Below are 18,233 nucleotides of genomic sequence, written 5' to 3' on the forward strand. Positions count from 1 at the left end.
GATGCTCGCGTCCTCCGGACAGGGTTCGTCCCCCGCGAAGTCGAGCATCGCGACGCCGAAGTCACCCATCTAACCGAGATCCTCGCCCCGCTCACCAACGGCGAGCCCGCCGATACCACCCTTCTCCTCGGTCCCTCTGGCGTCGGGAAGACCTGCCTCGCGAAGTACACCGCTGAACAGCTCCGCCAGGAGGTTCTCGATGTCGAGTACCAGTACGTCAACTGCTGGCAGAACTTCTCGGAGTTCCGCACCATCTACCGAATCCTCGAGGGCCTCAGGAAGACCGTCGACATCCACCGTCAGTCGACGCCGCGCGACGAACTGTTCGAGCGGCTCCGCCAGTACGACGGGCCACCCTGCGTCGTGATCCTCGACGAAGTCGACCAGTTGGAGGACAAACGTCTACTCTACCATCTCCACGAGCTCTCCCAGTTCTCAATGTTGCTGATCGCCAACCGCGAACGCGACCTGTTCGCGACTGCCGGCGAACGCCTCACCAGCCGGCTCACCGGCAGCGAGCGCGTCCGGTTCGACCGGTACAGCGCCGGCGAACTCGTCTCCATCCTAAAGGCGCGTGCCAAGTGGGGACTTGAAGAGGGCGTGATTGACGACAGCCAGCTTGAGACGATTGCTGACGCCGCCGGCGGAGATGCCCGGGTCGCCCTCAGTATTCTTCGAACCGCCGCTCGGCAGGCGCAACGGCAGAACCTCACCGAGATTACGGACAAGGTTGTCGAAGCCGCGATTCCCGAAGCTCGCGTGGAGCGCCACGAGAAGGACGTTGAAACACTCACCCACCACCAGCGGACGCTCTACCAGATCATCGAGGAGCACGAGGCGATCTCGCCGAGCGACCTTTACGAGAAGTACGAACAGCGGGTCGACGAACCAAAGACCAACCGGACAGTCCGCAACTATCTCTCCAAGATGGACCAATACGATGTCATCGAAGCAACAGGGACAAGCCGTGACCGGACGTATCGGTCCGTCGCGGAGACGTTCGAGCATATCGAGTAAGCGATTAGCTCTGGTGGTTCTCTTGGGCTCTGCTTGCAGTTAGTATGCTCAATACGTGGTGCGTACTTATCGAGTCTGGAAACGGAATTGTCCACGTGTTCCCGGCAGACAACAAAGGATGTTCGTCACGTCGCGCTAGCCGTCAAGCGTCAGTAAGGAGAGGGGCTATTTGTCAGAGGCTGATACCGCCCGGAGGTCGTCGGCTAGTGCTTGGAGGGTATACTAGCAGAAAATGAGCCGCCACGGCAATCAAGAGCGAGAACCCAGATAGTTCCGTCTGGAGGGCTCCGCATAGTCGGTCGATGGTTCGGATATGGGTCTTGTGACTTATCAGACATAGGCCTCAAACTCTTCGCCGAACAGCAGGAAGTAGCCCGTCCCCACAACGCCGATGGCTGCTGCAATCAGGAATGCCATTTCCGGACTGACGAACTCCCACAGGTAGCCGCCAAGTGCCGCACTCGGAATAACGACGGTGTTCCGGAGGAGATAGTAGGAACCGGTGACGCGCCCACCAGCATCCTGTTCGGCAGGCCCGACGATCAGTGCCTTATGAGATGGCAACCCTGCGAACCGTAGCCCCGAGAACGCAAAGATGAGAACCATCGCCCATTGGAGCGACATCACCGGGGCGAGAACCTCCGGTCCCTCAATGAGAACGACCGGGAACAGCGCGTAGACGGAGAAGCCAAGCGCGACGACCGGTTTGAGGCCAACGTACTCGGCGGCCTTCGCCGCCGGCGCCATCACGAGTAACGCGACGAACATCTCGACGCCGAGCAGGTAACCGAAAAACGCCTCTGGCGAGTAGTCGATCGCATACGAGAAGCCAGCCAACGAGACCGTCGTCTCAAAGCCGACCTGATAGAACTGGGTAATCACCAGCACGAAGAAAACATACACCATGCCGTTGGCGAACCGGACGAGCGTGTCACCAACCAACAACGGACGGAGCGGCTCAGGCATATTCCGCAGGTCACGTTTGATCTGGTCGATTCCCTCGAAAGAGTCACCGATGGAGTCCTCGCTGGCATCGTAGAGGACGTGCTGCACGACCGTCCCGACGACACCGAAGACAACGGCAACGGCGAGGACGTACTGGAAACTCACCGTGAAGTCCGGATGAAAGCTGATGAGCATGGCGGCGAGCACCGGCCCAATGAGGAACGCCGTCCGGCGGAAGGTCTCGGTGCTGGCGAAACCGGCTGCTAACCGCGAGGGATCTGTCGCCTGCTTGACGACCGCGAACGTCGCCCCTATCCCGAACGATTTCCAGCCCTGCGCGAGCAGTAGCCCGACGAAAATCCAGATCCAAGCAGGGATTGTTACGCCGGAGATGCCGATCACGCCGAGGTGCGGAGCAACCAACCAGACCCCGAAGCCGAGTGTGGAGATCAATCCGAACAGAGTTAGTGCATACCGCGACCCGATGCGGTCGGAGATGGCACCGCCGGGATATGGGAACACCGCCGAGATGATGTTGCTGACCGTTCCGTACAGGCCGACGATGAACCCCGAGGCGCCGAGCGCAACCATGTATTCGGGAAGAAAACGGCTAGTCATCTGGAAGCCGAGACTGAACGCGAACATCGCCAGTGACAGCACCAGCACGTCCCGTTCTAGAGCGAAGAACTGCCGGAACGTATCTAACGGCCCCGTTTCCTCAACGTCAACGGAAACCTGTTCTTGACTCATAGTTCGTTGTGGGGATGCTCTGTTCGGTCACGTGATTCGTTCCACTGTGATCGTCCATTCTGTGCAACATTGCTTGTCGGTCGAATGTGTAACCCGCTCATCACAGTTACAACTTGAGCATCCGGGTATATAGATTCTTATGGACGCCTAACGTATACGGATTTACCACGAGTGTCCGCACTCATGAGTCAGACAGTATGCACCAATCCCGTGACTGCACGTCGATGGTCTGCACTTCGGGGAGGCCGTCCACGATGACCGAAAATTGGCTTCCAGCAGAGACGCTGAAACATCTCGATACGCAGATTGCCTTCAATTCGGACCGGATTCACTTTCGATTCCGCTGGGACCAGCCTCACGCCGGCGGGTGGATTCACGATATGCTCGTGTACCAAAACGGGAAGTGGCGGAAGTTCGCAGATCCGTCGCCGTGGGTGACAGCCGACAAGAATCCGGAACACACCGGATTCTATGAGGACCGCGTGAGCTTCTTACTCGACGATGGCTCAGTCAAAGGGTTCGAGGAGTTTGGCGGGTGGCTGACCGCTCACGAGGGGATGCGGTCGCTGCCGAGCGAGGTTCCCGAACCCGAGGTGCAAGCCCACGACCACTTCGGCCCGAACGGCCTCGATAAGACCGACATCCGGAAGTACATACCACAGGCCTGCGAGGGAAAGTGGTGGGAAAACGACTGGCGGGCAATCAAACCTGCACAGGAACTTGAGGAACTCAAGCGGGAGGGGGTGTTTCTCGACCTCCCGATGTGGCGGGCCCACCGGAGCAACCCGAAGGGATACGGCACAGATCACCACGTGCTCGATTACCGCCACAGTGACCAGGGACACGACACGTACGGGACTCAGAAGTGGGACTCCGAGGACGGCCCTGAGCTCATGTGGGACCCGACAGTGGTTGAGGGTGGGGCGCTCAATTACCGCGAGATTCGCAACGGAAACTTCCCCGACCAGCAGGACGGCACGTACGCCCTGGAATTGGACGATGCAGTGGCATTCGATCCGTCGGTCGCGGAGTGGGAGGGGGCGATGATTCCACGTCGCCCGCTCCGTGAGCCCGAAGGTAGCGCGGCGGACTGGGAGGCGACGGGCGTCTGGGAAAACGGCGAGTGGGTCGTGGAGATGTGGCGTGACCTCCAGACGGCGCATCCCTTAGATACGACACAGTTGGAACCTGGTGCCGTCTACATTTGGACGCCGGCCATTCACCACGGCGCTGGGCAGCGCTGGCACTGGGTCGGGTATCCCTACAAGCTCGGACTTGGCGTCGAACCCGAGTACGCAGGCAAGCAGTATACCGCTGGAACGACAGAACTCGTCGCGAGGGAGTTCACTGGCGACACTCCCGACTGGAATCGAATCGAGACATATACCTTACCCCTCGTGTTCCCGGGGCTGGTCACCTGGGATGACCTCACCAATGAGTCCCATCCACGGGCTGAGGACATCCGGAACGCAGCGGTCACGATATGGGAACTCTACGAGAACGCCCCCGAATCGTTCATTGGTCAGTAGTCCTACCTGCCCTCCGCGTCGGAGATCCATCTCGACGGACCGTCTAACAGTTTGTCAAAGGGCGACGAGCAGTTGGTAGGCGATGCCAGCGACGATACCTACCCCGATCGTGCGAAGGACACTCTGATCGAATCGAAGGTGGAGGACGCCAGCGAGCACCGCGATGCCGAGCGCCGGGAGGTTGACTGACGTAACGACGGGGAGGAGCAGCCGCATCCCGTAGCTGTCGATGATGACAACCGAGTCGAAGAGCGTCTGGACTGCGAACCAGAGGCCGAGATTCACGATCACCCCAATGACAGCGGCGGTGACTGCCGATAGTGCGGCGGTGATGGATGTCCGACCGCGAAGGTATTCGATGTATGGTGCACCAACGAAGATCCACAGGAAGCTCGGTACGAACGTGACCCATGTGACGACGAGCGAGCCTGCAATTCCAGCGACCAGCGGGTCCAAGGTGCCCGGGTTCCGATAGGCACCCATGAAGCCGACGAACTGGACGACTTGGATGAGCGGGCCCGGTGTCGTGCCCGCAAACCCAAGGCCATCCAGCATCTCACCGGGCAGCAACCACTCGTAGGTGACGACTGCTTCCTGAGCGACGTACGCGAGCGCCGCATAGGCCCCACCGAACGAGACCGTTGCGACAAGGCTGAAAAACAGTCCCTCTTGGACTAGGACATTGCTGCGCCCGAGAAAAACGCCGAGAACGAGAAGTGGTCCGAACCAGACGATTAGCCAGATTCCCAACGTCACCAGGGTGTGTCGTCTAGATGGCCGGCTGACGGATGGCGCATCGGAGATGACTGCTGTGGTGGCGTCCGCGTCGTAGCCGGTCATCACGGTGAACATGTCCGGCGCGACCCGGTAACCGAGATATCCAATCAAACCGGCGGTGATTATGATAATCGGAAACGGAATATGAAAGACGTACATGCCGATGAATGCAGCGACGGCGAGCAGAACCATTGGCCGGTTCTCGAACACCTGCCGGCTCAGACTGGGCACTGCTGCAAACACGATTACGAGGACAGCTGCCTTGAGACCGAAGAGCAATCCGGTGACGATAGTGAGTTCTCGGTACGTCACGTAGAGAATACTCAGAGCGAGGATTGAGAGGAACCCGGGGAGGACGAACAGCCATCCGGCGATGAGCCCCCCTCTAGTGCCGTTGAGGAGCCAGCCGAGATAGACGGACAACTGCTGTGCTTCTGGCCCCGGCAACAGCATCGTGTAGTTGAGGGCGTGCAGGAAACGGCGTTCGCTCACCCAACCATGTTCGTCGACGATGTACCGGAACATGACCGCGATCTGACCGGCAGGCCCGCCGAAACTCGATATGGCGACGCGTGCCCACGTCCACGTCGCCTCCCGAAGTGTCGGAGAAGATGCCGACTGGTCCTCCAGTTTTTCTTTTTCCACCTAGCATTCCTCCTCCATCGTTCTCGGTAAGATTGAAACTACTTGTGAACGTTTCCGTCCCATACACCGATTTCCTATGAGTTTCGTAACCGGGTTCTTTCCCTCGTTCGTATTGGCTGTGGTCGTTCGAACGAGCGATATTCAACACGTATCGAATAGCCTTTCCTATTGATCAAAAAGGGCGTTCAAATTGGCGTTAGTATCCCGTTGTTACGGTCGAATTTCGAAGAATTGAATGGATTCGATAGCAACACCTGGCGAATTATCGAACACGGTTGCGACACCGAACGCCCGGTTCTTGAAGTCCATACTGCAAAAAGAACGGCAGAGACGAACGGTGAACTCAGTCCTCTTCCCAATAGAGTAATGCCTCCTTGGAAACGCTACACTCTGGACAACTCTCCGGTAGCGTCTCTTCGTCTTCGAGTTTACCCATCTCACCACATTCGACACAGCGCCACATGGTGTAGCTCTGCCCGAGAGTGTCTGGAGCGTCACCGATCGGAACCTCTGTTTCTTCTTTGTTCCCCTCTACCGGAGGCCGATCGCTTTCTGGCACCATATTTCATTATTGTTCCTTAAGTATAAATCGTTTTCCCACATCAGTCCATCATATCCCATTTACCTTTGAGGGGGTTTTATTCTGCTTCCCACCATCGTCTCGGACATGACCGGTAGGAAGAACGCGATGCTCACTACCGAGGACCGCCGTTGGTTGGCCGGCGAAAAGGTATATGACGGACAACACGCGAAACAGCAACGATATCAGCGCCGGCGGGACATCCGCGAGCGCGTCTATAATTCGATGCTGGATTTTTCCATTCTGCTTGAAGAATTGGACGACGATGAATGGCGCGAGATTTTCGGTGACATAACGGATGAGGGGCGACAGTGGCAGAATGCAGACGAGGACCTCCAGGCTGGTGTTCGCGACGGCCTCGCGTTTCTCCTTCGAACGGTTGGCATCACAACGCTGATGCGCGATGGGCAGGCGTCGCAGGGTACAGTTCCCGAGCGGCTGTTCACGGCGGCCCTTCGACGAGCAGGGCATCGGGACGGCCTGCTAGTCGAATCGGTTTCCTTGGATATTGAGGCGGCGAATGTAGGGATTCCGGAACTCCTTGAGGACCTCCAATCGGACGAACCCATGACTGCTGGCAGCCTTTACCTCCTGATGGAGAGTGGCGCTATCGATACCGACGTTGTTCAAGACTGTCTTCGCGACCAATTGCTTGAGAACGACTCGGAGGAGGCTTGACAGATATGTCCATCACATCCAAGCGCGAACTCTTCGACAGAGAACTTCAGAAACTCTACCATGCTGAAATCGAAATTCTCGACCTTCATAGCGACCTTGCTGATGCAGCCGCGAGCGACGAGGTGCGGGCGATTTTCGGCGGCCACGAAGGCGATACGGTAGACCAGATTGACCGGATTGAGGCCATCTTCGCGGCGCTCGATATGGAACCACGTGAACAGGGTAGTCCTATTATGGAAGGACTGCTCGCGGAGAAAGACCAGTTCGTGCTTGATGTCGAAGATGATGACCTCCGAGATCTCGACGTAATCAATATCGGGATGATCAACGAACGGCTGGAAATCACGCTTCTCGACCGGTTGATTCTCTTGGCCGACGAGTTAGGGCTCTCGGAGCCGACGGTGTCGAACCTTCAGGAGAACCGGGCGGAGGCACAGGTGGCACTCGATCGGATGCAACAGTTCCTGGAGGAACGCCGTGTTGGGAAATCATCATGACTATCGAGGCGGTGTCTATACCACTCGTCGAGGCAGAGTACACACTGCCGGGCTGCGAGGTCCAAACCACTCAGCACTGGACATTTAAGGGGATATCGCCCTACCAGGCCAAGGACGAAGTCGTTCGTGACTACGTCCCGTATGAGGCAACGTTCGGGCGTGTTAGCCTGAGGTATGGCTTTCCGGAGGGCCGTCCCAACGGGGGTCACTAATCCGGGATTCTCTCAGAGAGGAGTAAGACGATACTCGCGCCCCACGCTGGCAAACACCATACCCTCGACCAGTTATAGGTCGACTGTTGTCCCAAGATCGGACAGCTGTCGTCGACAATACTCCATCACTCACTCTTTCATTTGAACGCTCTTCTGTAGGAGATTCTTGATCCTGTAGAGTATGTCGTAGGGTGTGCACCGTCGGTGGTCCCAGAGAAGGTACTGGACATACCTTTTTGCAGGTAGACGTTCCTTCGGGAGGCACTGAAAATGTTTGAGAATGAAGTAATTGCTTAGGGTTTTGGTGTTGCTTTCTGAAGAGCCGTTTCAGCAATATTACCACCATAATCAGAACTGCGGGAAAGTGAGTCAACTATAAGCCCCAACAGCTGTGCCTGTTGGGGCTCAAGTTCGTACAGGAGTTCATCCATCGATCGGGCATGCCGGTCCGTATCCATGACAGATTCACGTGCTTCGTGTGCGAGTTCCTTCGCACGCGTACGATCTTCCATGAACAAGGCGTCCATCGATTTTTCGATGATAGCCTCCGTCTCACCGTGGAACTCGTTCAACCCATCAGCGACTTGATCTGGGATTTCATCCAATTCTAAGGAGAGATGCGCAATTTTGGTGGCGTGATCCGCAATTCGTTCAAGTTGACGGGCACTCGAATGGTAGTCAAAGCAATCCTCCCGGGGGATTCCGATTTCCACAGTCGTGTCGTTTCCGCGTAAAGACTCCCGGAAAATCCGTGAGACGACCATCCAAAGTCGGTCGACATCGTCATCTCGGTCAATGACGCTCTTGGCCATCTCATCGTCATCCTCGAGTAGACCAACAATCGAATCCTCTAACATAGACAGAGCGACCAGACGCATTCTGGTTACTGCATTGGTGATCGAGAGTTCGGTAGAGTCGAGAAGATCTTGAATGATAACCTTCTCACTGGTTTCCTCCAATACCTCAAGACCAACCAAATTCTGGGTCGCCTTGCTGACCAGCTGGCGTTGCGAAGTCGAAATACGGTCTGCCTCAAGTTTGATAACGTCGAACCCGCTCACGTACATCGACATCACCGCGCGAATCAACTCGTCTCCTTCTAAACCGGAGATGTCTATTGTTCCCTCAGTCTGTTCTGATTCTCGTTTTGGGATGAGGATGAGACTATCGTTGTCCGGGAAAAATTCCACGCGGTCACCAGCCTCAATGTCGTTCTCTTTTGCCCATCCCTTCGGAATTGAGACGGTAAAGGTCGAGCCACCGGTTACCTGTACTTTGCGCGTCTCCATATATGGACTTGATGAGCCCAACACTATAAATCCACCTTTCGCTATATACTCATTTGCGGTCTTGGGTTGACAGTAGAACTGAACCAGAAAACTGCTTAATCAATGCGCCTGCGGCTATGAAACGCTGGTTCAGTTGTACGTGGTCGTCTTGTACTATGACTGTTGATGCCACAATGCTACTTCATCTCGCGAGAATACCCACCACTATATAGAAATCATAGCAACACTTATACTGGCAAATGGTTAGGCCAAGTTGATGGTAAGAGACTCCGCGGACAACACAACGGTTTCCCGCCGTAAACTGCTTGCGACCTCCGGTGTGGCTGGAACGTTGGCTCTCGCCGGATGTATGGGTGGCAGTGGTAGTGAAGGTACGACCGAAGGCGGCGACCAGAGTGCAAAACAGGACTCGGGCACAAAACAGGAACAGAGCAACTCCATTTCCGGAAGCGTCAACATCGCCGGTAGCTCGACAGTCTTCCCAATTTCGCAAGCACTCGCCGAGGAATTCCAAAAAGAGCACAATAAAGCCAGCGTCTCCGTGAGTTCGACGGGGACCGGTGGGGGCTTCGCGAACTACTTCTGTGTCGGCAAGACCGACATCAACGATGCCAGTCGCCCCATCAAGCAGAGTGAGAAGGAGAAGTGCAAAAACAACGGGGTGACCCCCGTCGAGTTCCAGGTCGCCACGGACGCGCTCACCGTCGTCGTCAATCAGGAAGCAGACTGGGTCGACTGTCTGAGTTTCAAGGAGCTCCAGAAGATTTGGGGACCCGACAACTCTGCCCAGAAGTGGAGTGACGTGCGGTCGGAGTGGCCGGACAAGGAGCTCAACCTATACGGAGCAGCTTCGACGTCAGGGACGTTCGACTTCTTCACGGAGACGGTGATGGGCGAGGAAGGCAAACACCGCAGCGACTACCAAGGCACCGAGAAGGACAACACCATCGTCCAGGCCGTCCAGGGCGACCAGTACGCCATGGGCTACTTCGGCTTCGCCTACTACATCGAAAACAAGGACAGTCTGAAGGGTGTCGCAGTCAAGAACGAGAACACCTCCTGTACGAAGCCGACCTTCAAGACCGCAAAAGCAGGTAAGTACCCGCTGTCGCGTCCGCTTTACATCTACGTGGCCAAAGAGTCGCTCAAGGACAAGACTGTCCAAGAGTTCGTCCGCTATTACATCGAGAAGAGCAAGACCGACTTGGTCAAGCAAGTTGGCTACGTCCCGGTCACCGACAAGAAGGCCCAAGCGAACCTCGACAAACTCGACAAGGTCATCAACGAGGTCGCGTAACGCAAATCAGTCACTTTTTGTGTTCATAGGGGGGTTCATCATACAATGAGTCAAGAATCGATACCCGATCTATCCCGAGAGCGGGGAGGGGGATGGATGAAGGAACAGGCGATTAAAGCAATCTTCTTCAGCTGTGCGGCTCTTTCGATACTGACGACTGTCGGTATCGTTCTTGCCCTGGCTGGCGACGCATTGACGTTCTTTACCAGAGTGTCGCCAGTGGCGTTCTTCACGAACACCGAATGGCACCCGACGATTCAACCGTACAGTTTCGGCGTCCTTCCGCTCATCGCTGGAACGCTCATCATCACGATCGGATCGGCAGTTATCGCCCTCCCGCTCGGTGTGTTGACCGCAATCTATCTCAGTGAATACGCGAGTGACCGAATGCGGTCGGTCCTCAAGCCGGCACTCGAAATCCTCGCTGGTATCCCTACTGTCGTGTACGGGTACTTTGCGCTCGTTTATATCACTCCAGCGCTGTCGACAGTGTTCCCGACCATCGAAACGTTCAACGCACTAAGTGCGTCCATCATCGTCGGAATCATGATCATCCCGATGGTCTCGTCGATAAGTGAAGACGCGATGAACTCTGTTCCTGACTCGCTAAGACAGGCAGGATACGGACTTGGTGCAACGAAGTTCGAAGTTTCGACCGGTGTGGTAGTTCCCTCTGCCATCTCAGGTATCCTCTCGTCGTTCATACTCGCCCTCTCACGGGCGATCGGTGAGACGATGGCCGTGACCATCGCCGCGGGGCGCGATGCAGAGCTAGTCAACCCGTTTAATCCGGAGGCCTATCTCGGCTCTGTCGAGACGATGACCGCCGCGATGGTCGAACTGGGTTCGAGCGACGTGACCGGAGCCTCGACGGCGTACAAGAGCCTGTTCGCCATCGGGCTGACGTTGTTCGTCATCACGCTCGGGATGAACATGTTAAGCGAGTGGATATCGTCGCGCTATCGGGAGGTGTACGAATAGATGGCTACTGAAAACGTAACCGAAATCGAGAACCAACGCGTTAGCCGGTGGAAAGGGAAGCTGTTCGTCGCCCTCTCGTTCGGGGCGACGATTATCGGTATTGTCACGCTCGGTATTCTGTTGACCTACGTCGCCGTTGACGCTATCGGTTGGCTGGACTGGCAGTTCCTGACGAGTGCAACCTCCCGGTTCCCGGAAGAAGCCGGAATCTATCCGGCCCTCGTTGGCTCTGTCTTCTTGATCTTGCTTATCGCATTCATCTCATTCCCCGTGGGTGTGGGAGCAGCAATCTATCTCGAGGAGTACGCTCCCGACACACGGTTAGTGCGTGCAATTCAAGTGAATATCTCGAACCTCGCTGGCGTTCCCTCCGTCGTATACGGTATCCTCGGTCTCGCGCTGTTCATCCAGCTGCTCAACATCGAATATGGGACACTCATCGTCGCGGCCCTCACCGTCTCGTTGCTCATCCTTCCCATCGTCATCATTTCGGCACAGGAGGCCATCCGGAGCGTTCCGGACTCGCTCCGCCAAGCGTCGTACGGAATGGGGGCGACGAAGTGGCAGACGATACGGAACGTCGTGCTACCCCGAGCGCTCCCTGGCATTCTCACTGGCACGATTCTCGCACTCGGGCGGGCAATCGGAGAGACAGCGCCATTGGTGATGATAGGCGTCCCGGCGACGATATACTCGGTGCCGTCGAGCCTGACGAGCAAATTCACCGCCATGCCCATGCAGATTTTCGCGTGGGTGGACCTGCCGAGTGACGCGTTCCAACACGGTGTGATGGCGGCAGGCGTCATCACACTCCTAGTCGTCCTACTGACCATGAACTCGATAGCCATCCTCATTCGCAACAAGTATCAGAAGCAATCGTGAACCATGAATAGAGAGCAAATGACTACGTCCGACCCGGAGACAAGCAATCGTGAAAGTAATGCGGTCGATTCGGGCCAGAGTCAAGAGACAGAAGCGGCGTCGGACGACACGCTGACAACTCAGCCGTCAGAAGCACTGTCCGAAAGAGATCGCGCACCAACTCCAGCGAGTGCTCCCACCGTCATCGAAGCACGTGATCTCTACGTCTATTACGGAGAAACGCAGGCGTTAGATGGGATCGATATCAAGATTCCTGGCGAGCAAGTAACGGCCATCATCGGCCCATCTGGCTGTGGTAAATCGACGTTCCTGCGGTGTCTCAACCGGATGAACGACCTCGTGGACGCCGCGCGGGTAGAGGGAGACCTGCTCTTCGAGGGTGTGAACGTTTACGACGACGATGTCGACCCGGTTGTGCTCCGTCGACGCATCGGGATGGTGTTTCAAGCGCCGAACCCGTTCCCCAAGAGCATCTACGACAACGTCGCATACGGACTGCGGATTCAGGATAAGACGGACAATCTCGACGAACGCGTCGAAACCGCGCTTCGGCGAGCCGCCCTGTGGGACGAAGTTAAGGATCGACTCGACGAAAACGCACTCGGTCTCTCGGGGGGTCAACAACAACGGTTGTGCATCGCACGCGCTATCGCTCCCGATCCGGAAGTCCTTCTGATGGACGAACCCGCGAGCGCGCTTGATCCGGTTGCAACGTCACAGATTGAAGACCTAATCGGCGAACTCTCGGAGGAATACACGGTCATCATCGTCACGCACAATATGCAGCAGGCGGCCCGAATCAGTGACAAGACGGCAGTGTTCCTGACCGGCGGAGAACTGGTCGAGTTCGACGATACGACGAAAATCTTCGAGAATCCAGACCATCAACGCGTCGAGGACTACATCACAGGGAAGTTCGGATAATCTGGCTTAAATCGGCCTCTGTTATTGGTGTTGCTGTCTGGTGCTTCGAAAGGACCAAGACACCAATGAGTATCTAATTGGAAGAGCGTCCTTAGAACTGCTCCGTTCCATGGATAAGCCAGGAATTGCTTCCTCAAGCCTCATTGTTCGCATCTACATAGTAGTACGTATAGAAACGTGGAGACTATACGCCAATATATATTCTTATCGTAACTTTTTTCCGTATATTTACTGTCCCTCTCTACGGGGGTTGGAATGACACGACAGAACGGGGAACCCGACCAGCACGACGTATCAACAACCGAGAGCAAAACAAACACTTCACGGCGTCAGTTCTTGACCGCTTCCGGAGCAGCGGGTGCGACGATGCTAACCGGTAGTGCTGTGGTGGGAGCCCAAGATGATACGCTCTCGGGTAAGGTCCAGATTGCAGGGAGCTCGACGGTCTACCCGATTACCACCGCGCTCGCGGAGGAGTTCGAAAAGCAACACAATAACATCACCATCTCCGTGAGTTCGACGGGGACCGGTGGGGGCTTCGCGAACTTTTTCTGTGCCGGCAAAACCGATATCAACGACGCCAGTCGCCCGATTCAACAGAAGGAGATCGAACAGTGCAGAGGGAACGACATTCAGCCGGTCGAGTTCCAGGTCGCCACGGACGCGCTCACCGTCGTCGTCAACAACGAAGCCGACTGGGTTGACTGTGTTACCTTCGCCGAACTCCGCGAAATCTGGGGGCCGGGCGACCCGCCACAGAAGTGGAGTGACGTGCGGTCGGAGTGGCCGAACAAGGAGCTCAACCTGTACGGAGCAGCTTCAACGTCGGGGACGTTCGACTTCTTCACGGAGACGGTGATGGGCGAGGAAGGGAAACACCGCAGCGACTATCAGGGCACCGAGAAGGACAACACCATCGTCCAGGCCGTCCAAGGCGACCAGTACGCCATGGGCTACTTCGGGTTCGCCTACTACATCAGTAATAAGGACAGTCTCAAAGCGCTGAGCATCACCAACAACGAGTCCGAGCAGACGACTGCTCAAACGACGACTGCTTCGTCGACCACGACATCCTCCGCCACCGAAGCAAAGTGTGTTCCGCCGACGTTCCAGACCGCCCGTTCCGGCCAGTACCCGCTGGCGCGACCACTGTTCATCTACGTGAAGCAAAGCTCACTGAGTGAAGAAGCTGTCCGCGAATTCACCCGGTTCTACCTCGAAAAGAGCGACTCTGATCTCATCAAGCAGGTAGGTTACGTCCCGGTGAGCACGAAGACGTCGAAGCAGAACCTTCAGAAGCTACAGAACATAACAAGCGGGATGTAGACTCGGAGTAACGGCCGTATCTGAACATCTTCCTTTATGGTTCATCAGCCGTTTTCTCGGTTGCTGGCAAATACTTCGTCTGTGCTGCCATGTGCAGCAGTCCGAACCCGATTCCCGCGACTGCGAACGACCAGAAGAACGACGGCTCACCAGGACCGTACCGGGCGTAGCTGAAGTTCGTCAACAGACCAACAACCGTCAGCATCAGAAGTAACCACGACGCGGAAAGTTTCACTCGTTCTGCACGGGAAATCGAGAGGCCCCAATAGTGGGCTAGTTTTCCGGCAGTATTGAGTATGAACGCGCAAGCAATCATGGCAGTTCCGCCCCAAACGACTGCGACCATCTCGAGGAGATTACCAATGGCGAAAAATCCCATACCGAAGAACAGGCCGAGCCGACTCCATCCTTCAGCGGTGCTCGGATTGACGTACGCGTGTGAATCGGTTTCCGACTGACGTGCGGCTGGTTCTGTATTCGTCATGGTCACGCTCCAGATGCCGGCAGAAACGGGACGGTCAGCAAGCCGAAGTTGACAGCTCCGGTGACGGTGAGAACCGTTACTGCCGCCACCACGAGCATAGTATCTCCACCGTCGAATTGTAGGTCGTGTCGGAGCTCGCGTCCCTCGTTCGAGAACGAGTACCCGCGCATCGTCAGCACCGACATCATCGTGTTCGACCGCTGGAGGACCGTCATGAACATCGGGACTGCCAAACTCGGCACGTTCTTGGCGAACTTTAGCGGGTTCCGTGTCTCGATCTCAAGGCCTTTGACCTTCATGCCGTCCATGATACGGAAGAGATCGCTGATGGTGACGTAGAATAGCAGGAAGACGTACTCTAACGTGAAGCAGAGGAGTTCGGGGACGCCGAGCTTCCGCAGGCCGTCGGTAATCTCGGTGAGTTCCATCGTGGTGAAGAGGCTGGCGCTGACGAGGAGTGCGGACTGCCAGGACAGTGCGAGTTTCAGTCCAAAGTCGAAGTTGCCGCCGAAGGCCGTGCCGCCGGCTGCCATGCGCTGGATGGCCGGAAACGCCAGGATTCCGAGCACGTTCACCAACTGAAGAGCCAAGAGCGCGCCGATCCACTTGGGCGGAACGCGAGCGAGTGCGACCATCCCGAGGCCGATACCGACCGACACCACCATCCACTCCCAGGTCGGGGCAACGTACATGTACAGGAGCATTGCCACGAACACGCCCAGTTTTGCTCGCGGGTCACGGCGGTGGAGCCACGTATCGCGATCGTTGTAGACGACCGGCACGCGCCGCTTCATCCCGATACCTCCACGCGCGGAGCAAATTGTTCGACGAATTCATCGGCGGTTAACGCCTCAATACCGACCCGCCGTGCGAGCCGGGCAGGACGTGGCGGAAGCAGATGCCGACTTGCCAGCCACTCCCAATTATCGGGGTCGAACACTTCCTTCGTCGGTCCCTGCATCGCGACAGACCCATCGTCAAGAACCGTGACCGTATCGGCCACCTCACAGACGAAGTCCATATCGTGGTCAATGACGACGACTCCTTTCCCTTGGTCAGTCAATCGAGAGATCGTCTGCTCGACGTGACGATGAGCGGTGGCGTCTACACCGGCAACTGGTTCGTCGAGAACGAGTACGTCCGGGTCGGGCATCAACGCGCTCGCCATATTCACCTGCCGCCGCTGGCCGCGTGGCAAGAACATGGGGTCCTCGTCAAGTTGCTCCTCGTCTAACCCGACGAGGCGACGCACGTCCTCTACACGGGAATCGATGAATTCCTTGTCGTAACGTTCACGCTTCGAGAGGCCGAGCAGCCCGGTTTTCTCGTACTGACGCTTTTCGAGCGGAAACCGGAGTTCCGCTTCGACGGTCTGTTCGGAGAGTTGTTCGTCGGGATTCTGGAGGGCGATGCCGACCGTTTCTGCAACGTCGCGGGCAGTACGGCCCTCAGTCGAGTCGCCGTCAACGGATACCGTCCCCGCCGTCGGCGCGAACAGGCCAGCGAGAAGTTTGCTGAACGTTGTCTTCCCGGCACCGTTGCCACCGACGACCGCATGAACTTCCCCCTCGTGGACGGTGAAGTCAACGTCCTCCACTGCCACCTCGTCGGTGCCGTACTCGTATCTGGCACCTTCGACGCGGACGAGCGGTTCGCCGAACTCAGCTGCGTTAGGGATTCCCCCATCCGGTGCCTGCACCGTTGCACATGATCCTCGTGAATCGGCGGTGCGATGACGCTCAGACGCGTTGAGGAACTCGCCCGGCGTCAACGGGTTCCCAGCTAACCCGACATCGTTCGCTATCTCACAGCAGACCGGTGGGGCGACCCCAATCTGCTTGAAGAGGTCATGGTCTCGGAGGAGGTCGTCAGCAGGGCCGAATGCGACGCGCTGACCGTCGTCAAGGACGAGCAGTTTGTCGGCGATGCCGACCAGCGCGTCAGGGTCATTTTCTGTGACAACGAGCGTCTTCTCGCCCGCGAGCGACGCGACGAGGTTCCCGACGTCGTCGCGGCCCTCCGGGTCGAGCATGTCCCTCGCGGTGTCGAATATCATTACCTCGGGGTCAATGGCGAGTGCAGCAGCGATGGCCAGCCGCTGCTGTTGGCCGCCGGATAGTTCCCAGGTGAACTTGTCTTCTGTGTCGGCCATGCGGACCCGTTCGAGCAGGTCACGCGCACGCTCGGTCGCCTTGTCGCGCGGGATGCCGCGGTTCACCAGCGGTGCGATGACCTCGTCGATGACCCGGACCTGGGTGAGTTGGGCAGCGTAGTCCTCGAACACCATTGCGACCTTGTTGTCGTTGGCGTCACGCGGGTCGCGACCGGCGACAGAGATGTCACCACTGGTCGTCCCCCCGGTGTTTTGGGGTGCGAAACTGGCGAGACTCATCGCCAGGGTCGTCTTCCCGGCTTCGACCGGCCCGACGACACCGAGTACCTCACCCTCGTCGACCTCAAACGACAGATCCGACAGCGCGGCATCACTCTGTGTGGGATACGTAAAGTTGAACGATTGGACACTAAGCATGTCTTCCTCCACTCGGGCGATTTGTCGGGCTCATAGCACTGAAAACGGCTATCGCGTCAGTTGGATTGCTGTGCGGCGGGTGCCATCACGCGCTTCATGCGACCCTGAAGCGCCGAGACGACGGGGATGAGCGGAATCGCACCCAGGATGATGCCATGAGTGACGGTGTTGCCTGCAAGTGCCGTCAGATAGACCGACACCGCGTCACCCGAGATGACGATCAGACTTAGCCCCTCAATGGCGAACTGGATGAAGGCACCGAGCACGGCACCGAAGGCGAGTTTGACCTTGTTGCTCGGGTCCTTCATGAAGTACCCGGCGACGGTGAAGCCGACGACGTAGCCGGTCCAGCCGAACGGTTCGTCCGGTTCGATGCCCTCGAAGAAGTCGAGGATACCTTCTGCGAGGGTTGCGCCGACAGCCGCCGCGATGGTCGGCGTCCCCCATGGGACGAACGCGATGACCGTGTACACGACGAAGAACGCCTTCCAGTCGATGTCCGGCGGAATCTCTCCCAGACCCTCACCGATTGCCAATGCCCCTGCGAACAGTACGGCGGTGAGTCCCGCGATGACCACTAGGTTCGTTAGTTCCACATCGGTCGTGAACGCGGCGGATTTGCCTCGCGTCGACTCCGTTGGTTGAGCCATCACCGGAAAGTCACTTAGTGAACTTAAAGAGGATTGCTATGAGGGGTACGTCTAGAGGTATATCCGGACGTAACGAACAGAACCGGTCGTACCCATATATAGTAGTATTTACCCCACTACTTCTAGTTGACTTCTACCGGTAACTCGCAAGTTTACCGAACCGTGACTGGACGATGTTCCTCACTGTTGTGAATCGCGGAACAAAACTCAGATAGTGTGCGCCAGTATCTTCTTGATATC

Annotated in this window: 17 protein-coding genes; 9 read left to right on the forward strand and 8 right to left on the reverse strand. The window is 57.0% G+C overall.

Translation table 11 applies throughout. The annotated features are described in order from the left end of the window. Positions 1-1,017, forward strand: a 1,017-nt coding sequence (locus ACQUQF_RS24470; protein ID WP_435182049.1) for a Cdc6/Cdc18 family protein, incomplete at its 5' end; no start/stop codon positions are given. Positions 1,018-1,347: 330 nt separating this feature from the next. On the opposite strand, the gene ACQUQF_RS24475 is transcribed toward ACQUQF_RS24470, so the two are convergent. Continuing rightward, entirely contained in the window at positions 1,348-2,712 is a 1,365-nt protein-coding gene (locus tag ACQUQF_RS24475; protein ID WP_435182050.1) for an MFS transporter, read from the reverse strand. A gap of 254 nt (positions 2,713-2,966) precedes the next feature. Here ACQUQF_RS24475 and ACQUQF_RS24480 point away from each other — a divergent pair, with 254 nt between their 5' ends. Continuing rightward, entirely contained in the window at positions 2,967-4,241 is a 1,275-nt protein-coding gene (locus ACQUQF_RS24480) for an ethylbenzene dehydrogenase-related protein (protein ID WP_435182051.1), read from the forward strand. A 54-nt stretch (positions 4,242-4,295) separates the two neighbouring features. On the opposite strand, the gene chrA is transcribed toward ACQUQF_RS24480, so the two are convergent. Both chrA and ACQUQF_RS24490 read right to left on the reverse strand, forming a co-directional pair. Further along, a complete protein-coding gene (chrA, locus tag ACQUQF_RS24485; protein WP_435182052.1) occupies positions 4,296-5,663 on the reverse strand; it encodes a chromate efflux transporter in 1,368 nt (455 codons plus the stop codon). Between the two features lie 343 nt (positions 5,664-6,006). Beyond that, on the reverse strand, positions 6,007-6,225 hold the full coding sequence (locus tag ACQUQF_RS24490) for a DUF7130 family rubredoxin-like protein (RefSeq protein ID WP_435182053.1): 219 nt from the start codon (positions 6,223-6,225) through the stop codon (positions 6,007-6,009). A 105-nt stretch (positions 6,226-6,330) separates the two neighbouring features. On the opposite strand from ACQUQF_RS24490, the gene ACQUQF_RS24495 reads away from it, so the two are divergent. Together ACQUQF_RS24495 and ACQUQF_RS24500 are read left to right on the forward strand one after the other, a co-directional pair. Continuing rightward, positions 6,331-6,921 (forward strand): hypothetical protein, encoded by a 591-nt coding sequence (locus tag ACQUQF_RS24495; protein ID WP_435182055.1) that lies wholly within the window; start codon positions 6,331-6,333, stop codon positions 6,919-6,921. A gap of 5 nt (positions 6,922-6,926) precedes the next feature. Then, the gene (locus tag ACQUQF_RS24500) at positions 6,927-7,418 is read left to right on the forward strand and encodes a ferritin-like domain-containing protein (protein ID WP_435182056.1); all 492 of its coding nucleotides are present in this window, start codon (positions 6,927-6,929) and stop codon (positions 7,416-7,418) included. A gap of 505 nt (positions 7,419-7,923) precedes the next feature. Here the strand turns inward: ACQUQF_RS24500 and ACQUQF_RS24505 are convergent. Then, positions 7,924-8,919, reverse strand: a complete 996-nt coding sequence (locus ACQUQF_RS24505; protein ID WP_435182057.1) for a PhoU domain-containing protein — start codon at positions 8,917-8,919, stop codon at positions 7,924-7,926. Positions 8,920-9,175: 256 nt separating this feature from the next. Here ACQUQF_RS24505 and ACQUQF_RS24510 point away from each other — a divergent pair, with 256 nt between their 5' ends. The 5 genes from ACQUQF_RS24510 (at position 9,176) to ACQUQF_RS24530 (ending at position 14,329) form a co-directional block, all read left to right on the forward strand. Continuing rightward, on the forward strand, positions 9,176-10,216 hold the full coding sequence (locus ACQUQF_RS24510; protein WP_435182058.1) for a PstS family phosphate ABC transporter substrate-binding protein: 1,041 nt from the start codon (positions 9,176-9,178) through the stop codon (positions 10,214-10,216). Positions 10,217-10,261: 45 nt separating this feature from the next. Next, entirely contained in the window at positions 10,262-11,197 is a 936-nt protein-coding gene (gene pstC, locus ACQUQF_RS24515; RefSeq protein WP_435182059.1) for a phosphate ABC transporter permease subunit PstC, read from the forward strand. Next, positions 11,198-12,079, forward strand: coding sequence for a phosphate ABC transporter permease PstA (gene pstA / locus ACQUQF_RS24520; RefSeq protein ID WP_435182061.1), 882 nt, complete (start codon positions 11,198-11,200; stop codon positions 12,077-12,079). It begins immediately after the preceding gene. 3 nt (positions 12,080-12,082) lie between these two features. Next, complete coding sequence (pstB, locus tag ACQUQF_RS24525; protein ID WP_435182063.1) at positions 12,083-13,003, forward strand: phosphate ABC transporter ATP-binding protein PstB; 921 nt, start codon at positions 12,083-12,085, stop codon at positions 13,001-13,003. A 255-nt stretch (positions 13,004-13,258) separates the two neighbouring features. Further along, positions 13,259-14,329 carry a phosphate ABC transporter substrate-binding protein PstS family protein gene (locus ACQUQF_RS24530; RefSeq protein ID WP_435182065.1) on the forward strand — a complete coding sequence of 357 codons (1,071 nt, stop codon included), beginning with the start codon at positions 13,259-13,261 and terminating at the stop codon, positions 14,327-14,329. Between the two features lie 34 nt (positions 14,330-14,363). Here ACQUQF_RS24530 and ACQUQF_RS24535 read toward each other — a convergent pair whose 3' ends face one another. The 4 genes from ACQUQF_RS24535 to ACQUQF_RS24550 are packed head-to-tail and all read right to left on the reverse strand — an operon-like array spanning position 14,364 to position 17,993. Beyond that, positions 14,364-14,813 carry a hypothetical protein gene (locus tag ACQUQF_RS24535; RefSeq protein ID WP_435182066.1) on the reverse strand — a complete coding sequence of 150 codons (450 nt, stop codon included), beginning with the start codon at positions 14,811-14,813 and terminating at the stop codon, positions 14,364-14,366. 2 nt (positions 14,814-14,815) lie between these two features. Next, positions 14,816-15,607: an energy-coupling factor transporter transmembrane component T family protein gene (locus ACQUQF_RS24540; RefSeq protein ID WP_435182067.1), complete on the reverse strand. Its 792-nt coding sequence runs from the start codon at positions 15,605-15,607 to the stop codon at positions 14,816-14,818. Then, on the reverse strand, positions 15,604-17,355 hold the full coding sequence (locus ACQUQF_RS24545) for an ABC transporter ATP-binding protein (protein ID WP_435182068.1): 1,752 nt from the start codon (positions 17,353-17,355) through the stop codon (positions 15,604-15,606). Before ACQUQF_RS24545 ends, ACQUQF_RS24540 begins: the two co-directional genes overlap by 4 nt. A 44-nt stretch (positions 17,356-17,399) precedes the next feature. Then, on the reverse strand, positions 17,400-17,993 hold the full coding sequence (locus ACQUQF_RS24550) for a hypothetical protein (RefSeq protein WP_435182069.1): 594 nt from the start codon (positions 17,991-17,993) through the stop codon (positions 17,400-17,402). Positions 17,994-18,233: the final 240 nt, after the last annotated feature.

It is taken from the genome of Halorussus sp. AFM4 (assembly GCF_051194995.1).
GTDB lineage: Archaea > Halobacteriota > Halobacteria > Halobacteriales > Haladaptataceae > Halorussus.